The 14,369-nt window shown below is 41.1% G+C and carries 12 protein-coding genes and 2 tRNA genes; 8 read left to right on the top strand and 6 right to left on the bottom strand.

The genetic code is table 11. From position 1 onward, the window contains the following. Position 1: 1 nt before the first annotated feature. From ACT3CD_RS03845 to ACT3CD_RS03825, 5 genes are all read right to left on the bottom strand, one after another. Complete coding sequence (locus ACT3CD_RS03845) at positions 2-1,030, bottom strand: glycosyltransferase family 2 protein (protein WP_444643109.1); 1,029 nt, start codon at positions 1,028-1,030, stop codon at positions 2-4. Then, positions 1,027-1,953 carry a lysophospholipid acyltransferase family protein gene (locus ACT3CD_RS03840; RefSeq protein ID WP_444643107.1) on the bottom strand — a complete coding sequence of 309 codons (927 nt, stop codon included), beginning with the start codon at positions 1,951-1,953 and terminating at the stop codon, positions 1,027-1,029. Before ACT3CD_RS03840 ends, ACT3CD_RS03845 begins: the two co-directional genes overlap by 4 nt. Further along, positions 1,950-2,750, bottom strand: a complete 801-nt coding sequence (locus ACT3CD_RS03835) for an inositol monophosphatase family protein (protein ID WP_444643105.1) — start codon at positions 2,748-2,750, stop codon at positions 1,950-1,952. Before ACT3CD_RS03835 ends, ACT3CD_RS03840 begins: the two co-directional genes overlap by 4 nt. Positions 2,751-2,871: 121 nt before the next feature. Then, on the bottom strand, positions 2,872-4,932 hold the full coding sequence (locus ACT3CD_RS03830) for a M16 family metallopeptidase (protein ID WP_444643103.1): 2,061 nt from the start codon (positions 4,930-4,932) through the stop codon (positions 2,872-2,874). A 35-nt stretch (positions 4,933-4,967) separates the two neighbouring features. Beyond that, on the bottom strand, positions 4,968-6,296 hold the full coding sequence (locus ACT3CD_RS03825) for a M16 family metallopeptidase (protein ID WP_444643101.1): 1,329 nt from the start codon (positions 6,294-6,296) through the stop codon (positions 4,968-4,970). A 317-nt stretch (positions 6,297-6,613) separates the two neighbouring features. Here ACT3CD_RS03825 and ACT3CD_RS03820 point away from each other — a divergent pair, with 317 nt between their 5' ends. The 5 genes from ACT3CD_RS03820 to ACT3CD_RS03800 all read left to right on the top strand — a co-directional run bounded on the left by ACT3CD_RS03820 (position 6,614) and on the right by ACT3CD_RS03800 (position 11,112). Then, positions 6,614-7,078, top strand: coding sequence for a DUF6452 family protein (locus tag ACT3CD_RS03820; protein WP_444643099.1), 465 nt, complete (start codon positions 6,614-6,616; stop codon positions 7,076-7,078). After that, positions 7,056-7,733, top strand: coding sequence for a DUF6048 family protein (locus tag ACT3CD_RS03815; RefSeq protein WP_444643097.1), 678 nt, complete (start codon positions 7,056-7,058; stop codon positions 7,731-7,733). The genes ACT3CD_RS03820 and ACT3CD_RS03815 overlap by 23 nt, the downstream gene beginning before the upstream one ends. 4 nt (positions 7,734-7,737) lie before the next feature. Further along, positions 7,738-9,078: a dGTP triphosphohydrolase gene (dgt, locus tag ACT3CD_RS03810; protein WP_444643095.1), complete on the top strand. Its 1,341-nt coding sequence runs from the start codon at positions 7,738-7,740 to the stop codon at positions 9,076-9,078. After that, positions 9,075-9,980, top strand: coding sequence for an RluA family pseudouridine synthase (locus ACT3CD_RS03805; protein WP_444643094.1), 906 nt, complete (start codon positions 9,075-9,077; stop codon positions 9,978-9,980). The genes dgt and ACT3CD_RS03805 overlap by 4 nt, the downstream gene beginning before the upstream one ends. Before the next feature lie 430 nt (positions 9,981-10,410). Continuing rightward, positions 10,411-11,112 (top strand): hypothetical protein, encoded by a 702-nt coding sequence (locus tag ACT3CD_RS03800; protein ID WP_444643092.1) that lies wholly within the window; start codon positions 10,411-10,413, stop codon positions 11,110-11,112. A 201-nt stretch (positions 11,113-11,313) separates the two neighbouring features. Here ACT3CD_RS03800 and ACT3CD_RS03795 read toward each other — a convergent pair whose 3' ends face one another. Next, positions 11,314-12,654, bottom strand: coding sequence for a PhoH family protein (locus ACT3CD_RS03795; protein WP_444643090.1), 1,341 nt, complete (start codon positions 12,652-12,654; stop codon positions 11,314-11,316). Positions 12,655-12,810: 156 nt separating this feature from the next. Here ACT3CD_RS03795 and ACT3CD_RS03790 point away from each other — a divergent pair, with 156 nt between their 5' ends. From ACT3CD_RS03790 to ACT3CD_RS03780, 3 genes are all read left to right on the top strand, one after another. Further along, positions 12,811-14,100: a bifunctional folylpolyglutamate synthase/dihydrofolate synthase gene (locus ACT3CD_RS03790; RefSeq protein ID WP_444643088.1), complete on the top strand. Its 1,290-nt coding sequence runs from the start codon at positions 12,811-12,813 to the stop codon at positions 14,098-14,100. Positions 14,101-14,166: 66 nt separating this feature from the next. Continuing rightward, positions 14,167-14,241: transfer RNA gene (locus ACT3CD_RS03785), tRNA-Val, on the top strand. 26 nt (positions 14,242-14,267) lie between these two features. Continuing rightward, positions 14,268-14,342 (top strand) — tRNA-Val (locus ACT3CD_RS03780). The last annotated feature ends 27 nt before the right edge of the window (positions 14,343-14,369 follow it).

Raw genomic sequence — 14,369 nt, 5'->3', positions numbered from 1 at the left:
CTTACCAGCTTAAATCGGTAAAGTGTTTTTTTCCTCTGAGGTAGTAGTCCAGAACGATGGAGCCGGCGTATGTTTCGGCATGATTTTTACAGCGGACGAGGGTTTTTAGTTGTATGCGTTTCTGATAAAATTTTCTGAAATGAACAATGAAATGAACATGTGCTTTGTGAATTGCATATGCCTGTTGCCCTTCCTTTTTTGCAAGGAAATTTAACAGGGCTAAAAAATCCATTGTCATTCGTATTATCAACATCGGGTAAACCCATTTGCCCGGCTGGTTTTTTAGCAGTAGGAACAAATTGTTTCGGAAGTTGAGATAGGTCTTACGGCTGTTCATATAGTTAAGAGTGCCACCGCCGGCATGATAAACATTGCTCTTTGGAACAAACCTAATGGTATACCCTTGATTTTTAATTCTCCAACACCAATCAATTTCTTCCATGTGAGCAAAGAAATCCGGGTCGAGCCCCTCACTGGCTACAAAAATATCCCGACGTACCATTAATGCAGCTCCGCTGCCCCAAAAGAGGGTGCTTTCGTTTTGATATTGTCCTAAATCTTTCTCAACCGTATCAAACAGTCTGCCGCGGCAAAACGGGTAGCCCCAGCGGTCAATGAAGCCACCGGCAGCTCCGGCGTATTCGTAATAATCCGGTCGTTGTTCATCCTTTATGGCAGGGACACAGGCGGCCGCTTCAGGATGTTGTTCCATGCATTCAATTAATGGTTGCAACCAGTTTTCTCCCGGGGCGGCATCCGAATTAAGCAGTACCGCGTAATCGTCGTCTAGCTGCTGTAGCGCGCGGTTGTATCCTTCTGCAAACCCATAGTTATGTTCTAATTCAATAATTTCTACCCCGGGGTAGTTGTTGCGGGTCCATGCCACTGAATCATCCTCTGATCCATTGTCGGCAACAACGATCTTAACACCTTTTATTTGAGAGTTGGCAATAACACGTGGTAAAAATTTTTCAAGTAAGGCACGGGTATTCCAGTTTAGGATGACTATGGCTGTGGTTGATTGATTCATGAGGAATGCTTTGTGTGTATGCCTGGTTTATAAAGGTGCTGATATTTCCATCGTTTGTGCGACCAGAGCCAATATTGAGGTTGTTGTCGAATCTGTTTTTCCAGCAAGCGAACGTGCCATTCAGTAGCCTCATACTCTGAGGCTGTTTGAATATTTCCCGGAAAAGGAATGAATGTGATTCGGTACCTTCCCCTGCTTGTCTTTTCCATTTTCCAGTAATAGAGATCGGCTTTGGTGAGTTTTGCCATCTTTTCAGGACCTAATATAACGGAGGTGTTTTGGTTTAAGAAATCGGTCCAATAATGGAGTTCTGATTTGCTGGGACTTTGATCGGCAATGAGTCCAAGGGCAAATCGTTGATTTTTCTTTTTTAATTTTACTATTTCGCGTGTAGTTGAATTGAGTGGTATGTTTTGTGTATTAAAGCACGACCTGATATTGAGCATGAACTTATCGAACCATTTGTTTTTAAGAGGTCGGTAAACGGAGGCTCCCAGGACATTATTAAATTGCAGCATGGCGGCCGGTACCCATTCCCAGTTTCCGTAATGTCCTAAAACCGCAATGACATCTTTCCCTTTATCGAAGCTTTGTTGTAGCGTTTCGGAATTAACTGTTTCAACTCGTTTTAATATTCTTTGAGGTGAAAAATGCTGCAGGGCCAGTGTTTCTACAAATAAGTCGCAAAAATGACGATAAAATAAAAATCGTATTTTTCTTATTTCAAATTGGCTCTTTTCGGGAAAGGCATTGGTCAGATTCTGCGTGATCACTTTTCTGCGATAGCCTACTATGCCAACTACAATACCGAAGAGGTCGGAAATTAGAAAAAGTAACGGGAATGGTAATAATCCTATCAACCACAAAAGGGGATAAAATAGTTTGTAAGTGATACCCTGGATGTTCTGTTTTTTTTTGTTCATAACTCAAGAAAGTTTCTCACTTTCGTGGAAAATTCGTCGAATAGGTTTGAGTTGCCGGCTATCATTTCACGCCCGAATAGGTAGTTATTGCCGCCCTTGAAGTCGCAAATTTTTCCGCCTGCCTGTTGAACGATGAAGGCTCCGGCTGCCACATCCCATGGCTTAAGATCGTATTCGTAAAAAGCATCAAAACGTCCACAGGCTACGTAGGCTAAGTCGGCTGCAGCAGAACCCAGACGACGCATACCATGACTGTTTTGCATGAAATAGTGCAACGAACGGATAAAAGGCTCCATTAAAGAGAAGTTTGAATATGGAAATCCTGTTGCGATTAGACTGTCGGCCACCTTGTCGCACTCTGTTACATTTATGTTGGTGCCATTGCATTGTGCCGGGCCACCTTTCCATGCCGTGAAACACTCTTCTAATCCGGCTTCGTATATTACACCCGAAACAATTTCATTGTTTTCCATCAGAGCAATGCTGATGCAATACGGGAAAAGACCGTGTATAAAATTGGTGGTGCCGTCAATGGGATCAATAATCCAGGTAAAGCGTACACCTTGTTTTTGTGACGTATTTTCTTCAGCGATGAAACCTGCTTCCGGCAAAAGCAGTTCCAAGGCTTTGACAATGCGAGCTTCGGATTCTTTATCAAACTGGGTCACAAAATCATTTTTCCCTTTGGATTCAGTTTTGATGGAAGCCTCATTTCTGCTCTTTTTTATAAAGAGGCCGGTTTCTTTTGCGAGGGCGGCAACCTGACTGGTTATATGCTCGTAGTTAATAGTACTCATGGATCCTTGAATTTGTACAAATATATCAAAAAAGGAGTCGCCGCAGAATGAATAAACCTGTTAATTGGTTTAATGATTTGCGGCGACTAATAATATAACTAAGAACTAACGATATGAACAGTTATTGATTTACAAATAATTCATCCGAGGGGTCGGTGTTAAATTCAACATCGGTAATTGTAATGTTGAAGCTTTGAGGCCCAACTATTTGTTCTATTTCTGAAGGAATTTTAATGTCATTTACCGTTTGATATTCTTTTATGTTGGTGCTGACAATGCCTTGTGCTGTATTGCTTACCTCGCGTATTTTTAATCCTGTCGTCGTATCAAAAAAGAGTGTTGTTTGCTTTCCGGAAGTGGATGTCCTGATGATTTTATAAGCTTCGGCTCCGTCGATATTTTCAATACCAGACATTTCCATTGTGAAACCGTTTTTTTCATAGTCCAGTTCGGGGAAGAGTATTGCATTGTCTTTCAATTCAATCAGATCATTCCCGGAAAGCTTTTGATTACCACGAGGCGATATAATCCATCCGTTTTCACCATCGAACAATTGTTTAGACATTGTGTTTCCACCCATTTTTGATTCCACCAAAAGTTTTGCAGGGGCTTTCTGTACGGTTTTTATCTCTATGGTCATACCTTGAATGGTAAAGGTGGCTTTGGTGGTAATGTCTGTTACCTTTTTCAGCGCTTCGCGTCCGCCTTCTGCCTCAACAAATTTGTTAATTATATCGGTAGCAGTCATGTCAGTCACTTCGCGAGCCGGGAGAACTTCGTTGCCGTAGAAATCGTATTCTTTAGCGTCGCCTGTGGGCGAAAATACTTTCATTTTTTCTCTTATTTCATTGGCGTTGCCAACCGCAATAATCACCGATTTCTCGGGTTTCAGATATTTTTTAGCCATTGCCAAAACGTCCTCTTTGGTTACTGCAGCAACTTTTTCGAGATAGGTTTCATAATAGTCCTTGGGTAAATTGTATTTTTCGATATTTAGCGCGAAGCGTGCAATGGTTTGAGGGTCTTCAAGAGAACGTGAAAAGCTCCCCATCATCATATTTTTTACTAATTCGAGATCGGCGTCGGATACCAGATCTTTTTGAAGTCGCTTCATTTCATAAAGTATCTCGGTTAGTGCACTATCGGTAACTGATGTTCTCACCTGTGCCGAAGCCGAGAATGTACCGATACGTTTATCGGATCGAAGGCTTGAATAAGCGCCATAAGTATAAGCTTTATCTTCACGTAAGTTTTGAAATAAACGCGCATTGAAAGAGCCGCCTCCTAAAACCTGATTCATTACCGAGGCCTTTATTTCGTCCGGATGTCCGGGGGTTATTGGCACAAGGTGTGTTACTATAATGGTGGACTGATTAGCACCATCGCGGTTGGAAATAGCAACACGTGGAACGTCAGTATTTTCAGGCATTACATATTTGTGGATCGGAACAGTTTGTGAGGCCCATTTACCAAAATACTGTTTAACCTGTTTTTTGGCTTCTTTTAAAGTGATATCACCAACTATAACCAGATAACTGATGTTTGGGCGTAGATAGGTGTCGTGATATTGTTTGAGCAATTCAGGCGTGATATGCTTCAGGCTCTCTTCGGTCATTAGTTCTCCGTATGGGTCGTCTTTTCCAAATTTTAAAACTCTGGATAGGTTGCCTGCAATAGCGGAAGGTTCATTTTTCTCAGCCTGTAAATTTGTTTCTGATTGTCGGATACTTTTTTCTACTTCCGATTCGGGAAAGGACGGATTTAGTAAAACATCAGACATGACTTGTAATAATTTGGCGCTGTGTTTTTTAAGCGAATGTCCGTAAATGCCTGAAGCGTAAGTCTCAAGAGTCCCTCCGATGAAGTCAATTTGTTCATCAATTTCATCTTTCGAAAGAGATGTCGTTCCTGAGCGCATTAGTGAACCGGCCAGTTCAATATATCCGGCCGCATCGCCTTCCGTTATTGGGCTTAAGTCGTAGGTTAAACTATAAGTAACCATTGGAAGTTTGTGGTTCTCAACAACAAAAACTTTAAGGCCATTGGAAAGTTCAAATTTTTGATATTTGCCAATATTAATTTTAGGGGCAGGCCCGGCTGCTGGTGGGGTACTTCGGTCTAACTGAGCCATTAAACCAACTGTAATGAAGCTGAGCAACAAGGTGGATATGATATGTTTCATTATTATAGCATTTATATTTAAAACGTTTGTTTGGGTTAGTCTTGTTTGGGCATATAGTAAAGAACTACACGACTGTCTGGGGTGAAATATTGTCTGGCAACTCGTTGAATGTCTTCGCGGGTTACTGCCATATATTTTTCAATTTCTTTATTAATGAGACTGGCATCACCAAAATAAGTGTAGTATGTGGCTAGATTATGCGCCCTTTCGGCAATTTTCTCGTTGCCGCCAATAATCTGATTCTCAAACTGATTCTGAAGTTTCTGGAATTCTTTTTCAGGAATAAGTTTCTCTTGTACTTTTTTGATTTCATCATTAATGGCTTCTTCCAGTTGCTTTGGATCTACCCCCATGTTTGTAAAGGCATAGGTGAGATTAACAGAGGGTTCGTTGTAGGGAAGTGGAAATGACCCCACCGAAATGGCTAATTGTTGGTTGTCTACCAGTTCTTTGTACAAACGGGAACTCTGGCCACCTGAAAGCAAAGTCCCCAGCATATCCAAAGCGTAATAGTCGGGGGTATTCATGGCAGGCGTGCGGTATGCCTGCAAAACCAATGGCACCTGGATGTTGTCATAAATGGTGTCACGAACCTCTCCATTTAATGGCGGTTCAACAATATGTGGACGGTATATTTCATTTTGTCCGGCAGGAATGTCTTTAAAGTACTTTTCAATGAGATTTTTGGTTTTTTCGGGGTTGATATCACCGGCAATGACCAATACCGCATTATTGGGCACGTAAAAAGTATTGTAAAAAGTTTGGAACTCTTCGTCTTTGGCGGCCCTGATGTGATCCGGATCGCCTATGGTTGTCCATCGGTAGGGGTGCTCCCTGAAGGCTCTTTTCATTGTCTCAATTAAAATTGAGCCGTAAGGGCGGTTATCGTATGATTGTTTCTTTTCTTCAATAACGACTTTTTTTTGTGTCTGAATGCCCAGCGAATCAACTTTGGCATGAAACATTCTTTCAGATTCGAGCCATAAGCCTAATTCCAACTGATTAGAAGGTAGTATTTCGTAAAAATAGGTGCGGTCAGCTGACGTATTGGCGTTTAAGGTTCCGCCGGCCCGTTCAACAAATTTGGCATATTCTCCTCTTGGGATATTTTCGGTTCCCTCAAACATGAGGTGTTCAAAAAAGTGGGCGAAACCTGTGCGATTGGGTTGCTCATTTTTAGAGCCAACTTTATACATCACAGCTACAGTTACAATTGGAGTGCTGTTATCCTGGTGGAGAATTACATGTAACCCGTTGTTGAGGTTGAATTCGGAGTATTCGACTTTGCCCGATTGGGCAAATAAAGATGTGCCAGACACTAGTAGGGTCAAGACGAGGTTGGGGATCGTTTTTAATAGTTTCATTCGCGGATAGTTAATTTTTAGTTTCTCTATAAGAATGGATAAGTCTACTGTTTTGTTCTGAATAGACATCAGGTTTATTTACCAATATGCAGGCCGTTTTTTGTAAATTAATGTTTGTTAGTGTGTTGTGTAAAGGCGGGGCCTCGCGTAATGTTGTTGTTTGTTACAGTATCGTACATCAGGTGTTCATAAATGGACATCTGTTTGGGTTGTTTATTAGTAATTATGGATTTAAGCTGGATGCCTCTGTTTTTATTTTTACTTTTGTACATTGACATAGAAATTGAAGCGTTTTTTAACTATAAATATTATAGTTCATGAAATATTTTGTAGGCATCGTAATGATGTTTTTGTTAGGACTGACTGCTATTCGTTGCGATCAGGCCTCTATTTGTTTATCGAATCAGCATGCCGCTCAGGTATCTTTGTACTCGGCAAGGTCAGCGACAGATAAAGATACTTCTTTGACAAGTGCGTCTGTAATTGGTGTTGAAATGACCGATTCAGTTTATAAAAATACAACGATTCAGGAGCTTTTTTTACCGCTCTCATTTACGTCTGATACCACTGCATTTGTTATTCACAATAATACGTTGAGAGATACAGTGTGGTTTAAACATACAAAGGAGCTTTACTACATTTCGCGTGAATGTGGTTTTTCATTCAACTTTAAGTTGGATTCAGTTTGGACGACTCAAACCTTTATCGATTCTGTGGCCATTAATTACGATGAGATTAATTATAATGAAAGTGCCGAAAATGTTAAGATATATATTTTTTAGTATTGCTTTATTTTGCTCTGTGATGATATCGGGGCAGGCAAAAGAAGAGGTCAGGAAAGTGACGGAGAATTTGCCCAAAGGACCTCAGGGCATTACCATCGGTGTAAATTTAGCCGGGCCTTTTAATAGCCTGATGGATGGTGATCGAAATGGCTTTAGTTTCGTTTCCAGATTTAATATGGCCGAAGATTATTTTTTTATTGCGGAAGCCGGCTTTGAACAGATTTCGTTTGAAAAGAAAGAGTATGACTATGAGTCGAATGGTACTTTTTTGAAAGCAGGAATTGAAAAGGATATGCTTAACAATAAGCGGTCGGTGATTGATAACCTGTTTATTGGCTTTCAATATGGTTTTGCTTTGCAGAGCCAATCCGCATCCCGTTTTTTGGCTAACAACGGTTATTGGGATGATTATGCAGGTAGCATAAGTTCTGAAACTCTAACCTCTCATTGGTTTGAGTTGTCGACTGGGCCTCGAACTGAAATTTTTAAAAATTTTTATATCGGCTGGAAAATACATCTCAGGGTTTCTCTTATAACTACCGGACAGGATGTTTTGAAACCTTATCTTGTCCCTGGTTTTGGGAATGGCGATAACAGAGTCAATGCTGCTTTTTCATATACCTTGGAATATATGATACCATGGAAAAAGTAAAACAATGAATTGGGAACAACTTTTATCAACGCAACGCACCGGGCAAGACGCATTGCCTGAACTTCATCACGACAGGACACAGTTTCAGCGTGATTATGATCGGCTGATATTTTCTTCACCTTTTAGGAGGATGCAGGATAAAACGCAGGTTTTTCCGTTGCCAGGTAGTGTGTTTGTGCATAATCGTTTGACTCACAGTCTTGAGGTGGCAAGTGTGGGACGTTCGTTGGGGAGCAATATCAGTCGTTTCTTAAAGGATGAGGTGATGGTTAAGTCGCCGCTGGTTGATGAGTTGGGGGCCGTAACAGCTGCCGCTTGTCTGGCCCATGATATGGGAAATCCTCCATTTGGCCATAGTGGTGAAACGGCTATTTCTCATTTTTTTAAGTCGGGCGATGGCGAAAAATATCATCATTTGATTAACGATGAAGCCGTCTGGTGTGACTTTATTAATTTTGAAGGCAATGCCAATGCATTCAGGTTGCTGACACATCAATTTGGGGGGCGTCGTCGTGGCGGTTTCAGAATGACATACACAATGGTAGCTTCAATAGTGAAATATCCATATCCATCGGGAATGAGTGACCGGAAGAAATATGGTTTTTTTCAGACAGAAAAAACCGCTTATGTTGACATTGCCAAATCACTGGGTATTATTGAAGAAAAATCTGGATCCGGGGTGTTTGTGCGTCATCCCTTGGTCTATCTGGTTGAGGCAGCCGATGATATCTGTTACCAGGTGATGGATATTGAGGACGCACATAAATTGGGAATTCTTGATTTTAATGCCACTCGTGATTTGCTGTTTGCTTTTTTTGCTGATGACGATGCTTCAGCTCGTCGTTTGAAGGAGGTCTGTACTTCGGTTACCGATAGAAATGAACAGATTGCTTTTTTACGAGCCAGTGTCATCGGTCGGTTGGTTGAATTATGTACGCAGATTTTCATCATTAATCACGATGTTATTCTTGCAGGACAATTTGAAGGATCCTTGATAAAGCACTTAGAAGGCAGTGCAGCCGAAGCAATGCGAAAATGTGAGACGACAGGTTTTAGATTGATATATAAACATCCATCCGTGGTTGAGATTGAAATTGCAGGGTACAAAATTTTGGGCTCTTTGTTGAAGGAATTTATGGACGCTGTAATGAATCCTGAGGATAGTTATTCAGGTCTGTTGTTGCCCTTCATTCCCGAGCAGTATCGTGTTTCTTTTGAGGCGCCTCTTGAGCTGAGAATACGTTCTGTACTCGATTTTGTATCCGGCATGACCGATGTCTATGCTCTCGATTTATTTCGTAAAATTAATGGTATTGGTTTGGCAGACAAACGGTTTAAACGATGAATGAGGAAGAAATTATTCTAACTCATATTGTTCCGGCTGATTTTTCTGACGCTGTTCGTTTGAGCGATTATTGTGCCGGTAAATTTGATGGGTTATTGACGCGGTCTTCAGTTCGTAAGGCGTTGGCCAGAGAGGAAATACTGGTGGACGGTGCGATTGGAACAACGGGGCGTTGGGTTCAGGCGGGATGGGTGATTCAATGGCGCCGTAAGTTGGTGGCCCCGCGTCGAATTTTTAAGGCCGATGTTAAGGTTTTATTTGAAGATGATTTTATGGCTGTTGTTTTAAAGCCTGCTGGTATTGTCGTTAGTGGAAACAGGTTTCGCACCCTTGAAAATGCTTTGCCTGGCGTGTTGAATAAATCATTGGAAAAAGATGCATTACTCTTGCCTTTGGCTGTGCATAGGCTGGATAGTGATACGGCCGGGTTGGTAATTGTGGCTAAAACGGCAACATCGCATCTTCTGTTGAGTCAGCAAATGGCAAATGGCTCCGTTTCTAAGATATATCATGCCCTGGTTGCAGGGACTCCTGAAAATGAAGGCGTTTTTGATGCGTCTATCGATGGCAAGCCGGCAGTTACATTGTACCGGCTGTTGAAAACGTATGGCTCACTTATTACCGGATCCATGTCTTTGGTGGAGATAAAACTTCTTACCGGTCGAACGCACCAAATCAGAAAGCATTTTTCTGAAGCTGGATTTCCTGTTTTGGGGGATAAGTTATACAGCCCGTCAGGCTTGTTGTTGAAACATCGGGGGCTGTTCCTCTTTGCTTCTGAAATTGCTTTTAATCATCCGGTTACGCGTGTAAAGACGGCTGTTAAATCAACCCTGCCTAATAAATTCTTTAAATTCCCGAGAGTTCAACAGGAGTTGTTTCTAAAATACCATGAGAGTTGATTTGTTTGTTATGATTTTATTAATCAGGAGAAAAAGGAATGGAAACTACAACTTTTTTTACTCCTATTCGTATTAATCCAAATTATAGTGAGTTTCCTTGTTTGTGGGGGTGAAATGATCATATTGGGATGATACAAATTTGCAAGGTGTTTTTCTGTTAAATTAGTTAGTGCTTGCCCGAAAATTTCGGAGCTGGATATGAAAGCTTTATTTTTGCGGCTTTCGAAGTTTGAGAAATATGAGTTTACTAATGTCAATGACTATTTTGAAAGCGTGAGTAACGAAAAAATGGCGTTTTCTTGTTGACACTAATTTATATGCAGATCAAATTTTTGTTTGCAATTGGAAACTGGTTTTGTTATTTTCATCACGATTACGGAACGTCTGATTTAATAAATTCTATGAACTTAATCTAATCTCATTACTAATTATGCCATATCGCCGTTTACCTAATACTGATCAGGCGCGTCTCAGAGCGTTGGGTACTGCTCTAGAAAAGGGTAATGATCTGGGGCCCGCTAACTTGGCTTTTTCACAAAAGTTATTGTTGGAGTTAAAAGCTTTTTATCCCCATTTTGAGCAAGTTATCAAGCAGTATCAGGATAGCCGTGATCGTCAGGCTTCTATTGGCAAGCAGTTGGCAGAACATTTTCGGCAGGCCAGGCTTTATGTGTCTCATTTTTTGCAGGTTGTTAATTTGGCTATCCTTCGAGGCGAATTGAAACCTTCTGTCAGAAAGTCGTACGGTTTGTCAGAGGACGATCGTAGTGTGCCTGAGATAGGGACGGAACAGCAGCTTATTGATTGGGGTAAGGCTTTGATAAAAGGAGAGGAGGCGCGAATGGCCACAGGCGCAACTCGTATTTATAATCCTTCTTTGGCAATGGTGCGTATTAAATTTGAAAATTTTTTGGAATATTATAATCTTCATAAGGATTTACTTGGAACTTCTCAAAAATTGATGGATAAAGTAATTGATTATAGAGTTCAGGCTGATTTTTTAATTGCCGCGGTTTGGAATGAAGTAGAAGCTTTTCATGATGATTTGACGCCTGAGTTAAAGCGGGAGAAAAGTAGTAAGTATGGCATTGTGTATGTTTTAAGGCCTTCGGAAAAAGTGATGGAGAATTAATTTGCGGTATTAAAGTTCTTGCGTATTGAATTGAAATATTTAGCCGGAGAACAATCTGTTTCTTTGGCAATTTCTTTTGAATATTGGTAAAAATAAACACCGTCAACCTTTTTAGAGTGTTGGCGGTGTTTTTTTGTTTTAGTGGTTTGTTCTTTCATATTTCCGGCCTCCCTACACTAAAATAACCCGAAAGGTGTTTTTTTATAGGAGGTCTGATGCCAGTTCGGCCAGAAAACTTCGTTCCCCTTTTACTAGGTTTACATGGGCAAAAATCGATTGTCCATTCATTTTATCGGTCAGATAGGCTAATCCGTTTGACTGCATATCCAGATATGGCGAATCGATTTGGTGTATGTCGCCTGTAAAAATCATTTTGGTGCCTTCTCCAGCTCGTGTAATAATGGTTTTGACTTCGTGTGGCGTTAGGTTTTGAGCCTCATCAATAATAAAAAATACTTCAGAAAGACTTCGCCCTCGAATGTAAGCCAGAGGGGTAATAATCAGTTCTTCGCGTTTTTGCATTTCTTCAATTATGGTTTGCTCGCGACTTTGTGCGGCAAACCGGTTTTTTATTACCGATAGGTTATCGTACAGAGGCATCATATACGGTCCTATTTTCTCTTTTACGTCGCCGGGCAAAAAGCCGATATCTCTGTTTGAAAGCGGAACGATGGGGCGAGCCAGCAAAATTTGTTTGTACATTTTATTTTGTTGTAGAGCTGCGGCTAGTGCGAGCAGGGTTTTCCCGGTACCTGCTTTTCCGGTTAACGATACCAGTTTTATATCGGGATTTAATAGCGCATTTAATGAGAATGTTTGTTCGGCATTTCGGGGTTCAATGCCAAAAGCGTGGTTTTTTTCTACTCTCCTTACCATATTATTGGTCGAATCGTACCATACCAGCACGCTTTGGCTGTTGCTTTTTAGTATAAAATATTGGTTGGCAGGTAATTCTGACTCATCAACGGGGAAGTCATTTCTTGCCACTGAGCCGGTTTTATACAGCTGCTCTATAATAGCGGCATCAAAGTTCTCTCTGGTCTCAACACCTTTGTGCAGGACTTCGATGTTTTTAACTTTATCATTTTCATAATCTTCGGACTTTAAGCCCAACGACTTGGCTTTCATTCGCAAATTAATATCTTTCGATATGAGAATAACGGTTCGGTCGCTGAAGAGGTCTTTTACATGAAGTGCAATGGCTAAAATCCGGTGGTCGGGCGTCTTCTCCGAGAATGAATCTTCCATAACTTTTGGAAATGGTTTCCCGGTGGCAATGAATAAGCGACCTTTGTCTTTTCCCAGGGGAACGCCTTCTCCAAAAAGCTTTTCACCAGCAATCTGATCCATTTGACGCACAAATTCGCGGGCTTGAAAATTTATCTGATCGTTCCCTTTTTTAAATTTGTCTAGCTCCTCCAGAACAACGATAGGAAGTATAACATCGTTATCCTGAAAATTGTAAAGACATTTGTGATCGTGTAATAACACGTTGGTGTCCAAAATGAAAATTTTGGATGTTTCTTTCTTTTTTACAGACATATTAGAGGTGTTATTTGGGTTAATATAACTGAATCTATGCCGTTGATTAATTTGGGATAAAATTTTTTGTCAAAATTTTTGTTCTTTAAATATACCAAAATAGCAGGTTAATTCTCACTTTTGCAACACAAATAATTTAAAGCAGGAGCTAAAGACGTGAAAAATTATGATGAGGCCATCGACTTTCTTTATGATCAGTTGCCGGTGTTTCAACGGTCGGGGGTTGTGGCGTATAAAAATAATCTGGATAACACTTTAGAATTAGATGATTATTTTGCACACCCTCACCGACATTTCAAAAGCATCCATGTGGCAGGAACCAATGGCAAAGGGTCTGTGTCGCATATTCTGTCTTCAATTCTTCAAGAAGCTGGTTATAAGACTGGATTATACACTTCGCCTCATTTGCGTGATTTTAGGGAGCGTATCAGGGTTAATGGATGCATGATCTCTAAGGTTGAAGTAACCAATTTTGTGAATTGTCACGAAGTAATTATTCGTGAAGTGGAACCTTCATTTTTTGAGATGACAGTGGCCATGGCTTTTGATTTTTTTTCGCGTTCAGAGATTGATGTTGCCGTTGTGGAAGTTGGGCTGGGTGGCCGGTTGGATTCAACCAATATAATAAATCCACTGGTGAGTGTGATTACAAATATTGGATTTGACCATACCGCTTTGCTTGGTAATACACTGACGGCTATTGCGGGTGAAAAGGCCGGGATTATAAAGCCGGCAGTGCCGGTTGTTGTAGGACGAAGACAGAAGGAGACTGAGCCTGTTTTTATTGGTAAGGCTATTCAGAATGATTCGTCGATTGTATTTGCTGCGGATCATTTTTCAGTCGCAATGGGATCTTTAAATGATGGTTTTCGGGTAATCGATATATATCATGATAATAATCTGTTTTTATCGGGAGTCCGGTTGCCTTTGGCCGGTATTTATCAGTCCGAAAATGTGGCTTGTGTTATGGCTGCTGTAATGGAACTAAGAGCGGCAGGGTTTGTCGTTAGTAAAACACATATAAAGAAGGGACTGGAGAATGTCATTGTAAACACCGGTTTAATGGGACGTTGGCAGGTGTTGGAGCACCATCCACAGGTAGTCTGCGACACGGGGCATAACGAGGATGGCATTAGGCAGGTGGTGGCACAGCTAAAGGAATGTACTTATGAGCAATTGCATGTGGTGATTGGCATGGCTGGCGATAAGGAAGTGGATGAGGTGATGGCGTTGATGCCCAAAGATGCTGTTTATTATTTTACACGAGCCGATATACCACGAAGTATGCCTGCCGATAAATTAATGCAGATTGGCCATAGGCACGGATTGCGAGGTGATATGTTTCATTCGGTGAAGGAGGCGGTGGCTGCTGCAAAAAAAAATGCGTCGGTTAATGATTTGATTTTCATTGGGGGCAGTAATTTTGTCGTAGCCGAAGTGGTATAATTTGCAATAAAAGTTTGGCTGTTGTCGAAAACTCTTCTATATTTGCATCGCTTAAAAAATAACAGAGGGCGCTTAGCTCAGTTGGTTCAGAGCATCTGGTTTACACCCAGAGGGTCAGCGGTTCGAATCCGTTAGCGCCCACCTCTTTTTAAGTAATGGTATTTTTAGGGCGCTTAGCTCAGTTGGTTCAGAGCATCTGGTTTACACCCAGAGGGTCAGCGGTTCGAATCCGTTAGCGCCCACAAACAGAAGACTACCTATGGTGGTCT

Source organism: Geofilum sp. OHC36d9, from assembly GCF_052400685.1.
Lineage (GTDB): Bacteria > Bacteroidota > Bacteroidia > Bacteroidales > Marinilabiliaceae > CAZHHH01.
The sequence above is the reverse complement of the archived record's forward strand: the minus strand, read 5'-3'. Positions and strand labels throughout refer to the sequence as shown.

Excerpts from the sequence above, each read along its gene's own strand:
- ACT3CD_RS03820 (WP_444643099.1), top strand. The coding sequence starts at position 6,614 with ATGAAATATTTTGTAGGCATCGTAATGATGTTTTTGTTAGGACTGACT.
- dgt (WP_444643095.1), top strand. The coding sequence starts at position 7,738 with ATGAATTGGGAACAACTTTTATCAACGCAACGCACCGGGCAAGACGCA.
- ACT3CD_RS03815 (WP_444643097.1), top strand. The coding sequence starts at position 7,056 with ATGTTAAGATATATATTTTTTAGTATTGCTTTATTTTGCTCTGTGATG.
- ACT3CD_RS03845 (WP_444643109.1), bottom strand. The coding sequence starts at position 1,030 with ATGAATCAATCAACCACAGCCATAGTCATCCTAAACTGGAATACCCGT.
- ACT3CD_RS03840 (WP_444643107.1), bottom strand. The coding sequence starts at position 1,953 with ATGAACAAAAAAAAACAGAACATCCAGGGTATCACTTACAAACTATTT.
- ACT3CD_RS03825 (WP_444643101.1), bottom strand. The coding sequence starts at position 6,296 with ATGAAACTATTAAAAACGATCCCCAACCTCGTCTTGACCCTACTAGTG.
- ACT3CD_RS03800 (WP_444643092.1), top strand. The coding sequence starts at position 10,411 with ATGCCATATCGCCGTTTACCTAATACTGATCAGGCGCGTCTCAGAGCG.
- ACT3CD_RS03830 (WP_444643103.1), bottom strand. The coding sequence starts at position 4,932 with ATGAAACATATCATATCCACCTTGTTGCTCAGCTTCATTACAGTTGGT.
- ACT3CD_RS03795 (WP_444643090.1), bottom strand. The coding sequence starts at position 12,654 with ATGTCTGTAAAAAAGAAAGAAACATCCAAAATTTTCATTTTGGACACC.
- ACT3CD_RS03805 (WP_444643094.1), top strand. The coding sequence starts at position 9,075 with ATGAATGAGGAAGAAATTATTCTAACTCATATTGTTCCGGCTGATTTT.
- ACT3CD_RS03835 (WP_444643105.1), bottom strand. The coding sequence starts at position 2,750 with ATGAGTACTATTAACTACGAGCATATAACCAGTCAGGTTGCCGCCCTC.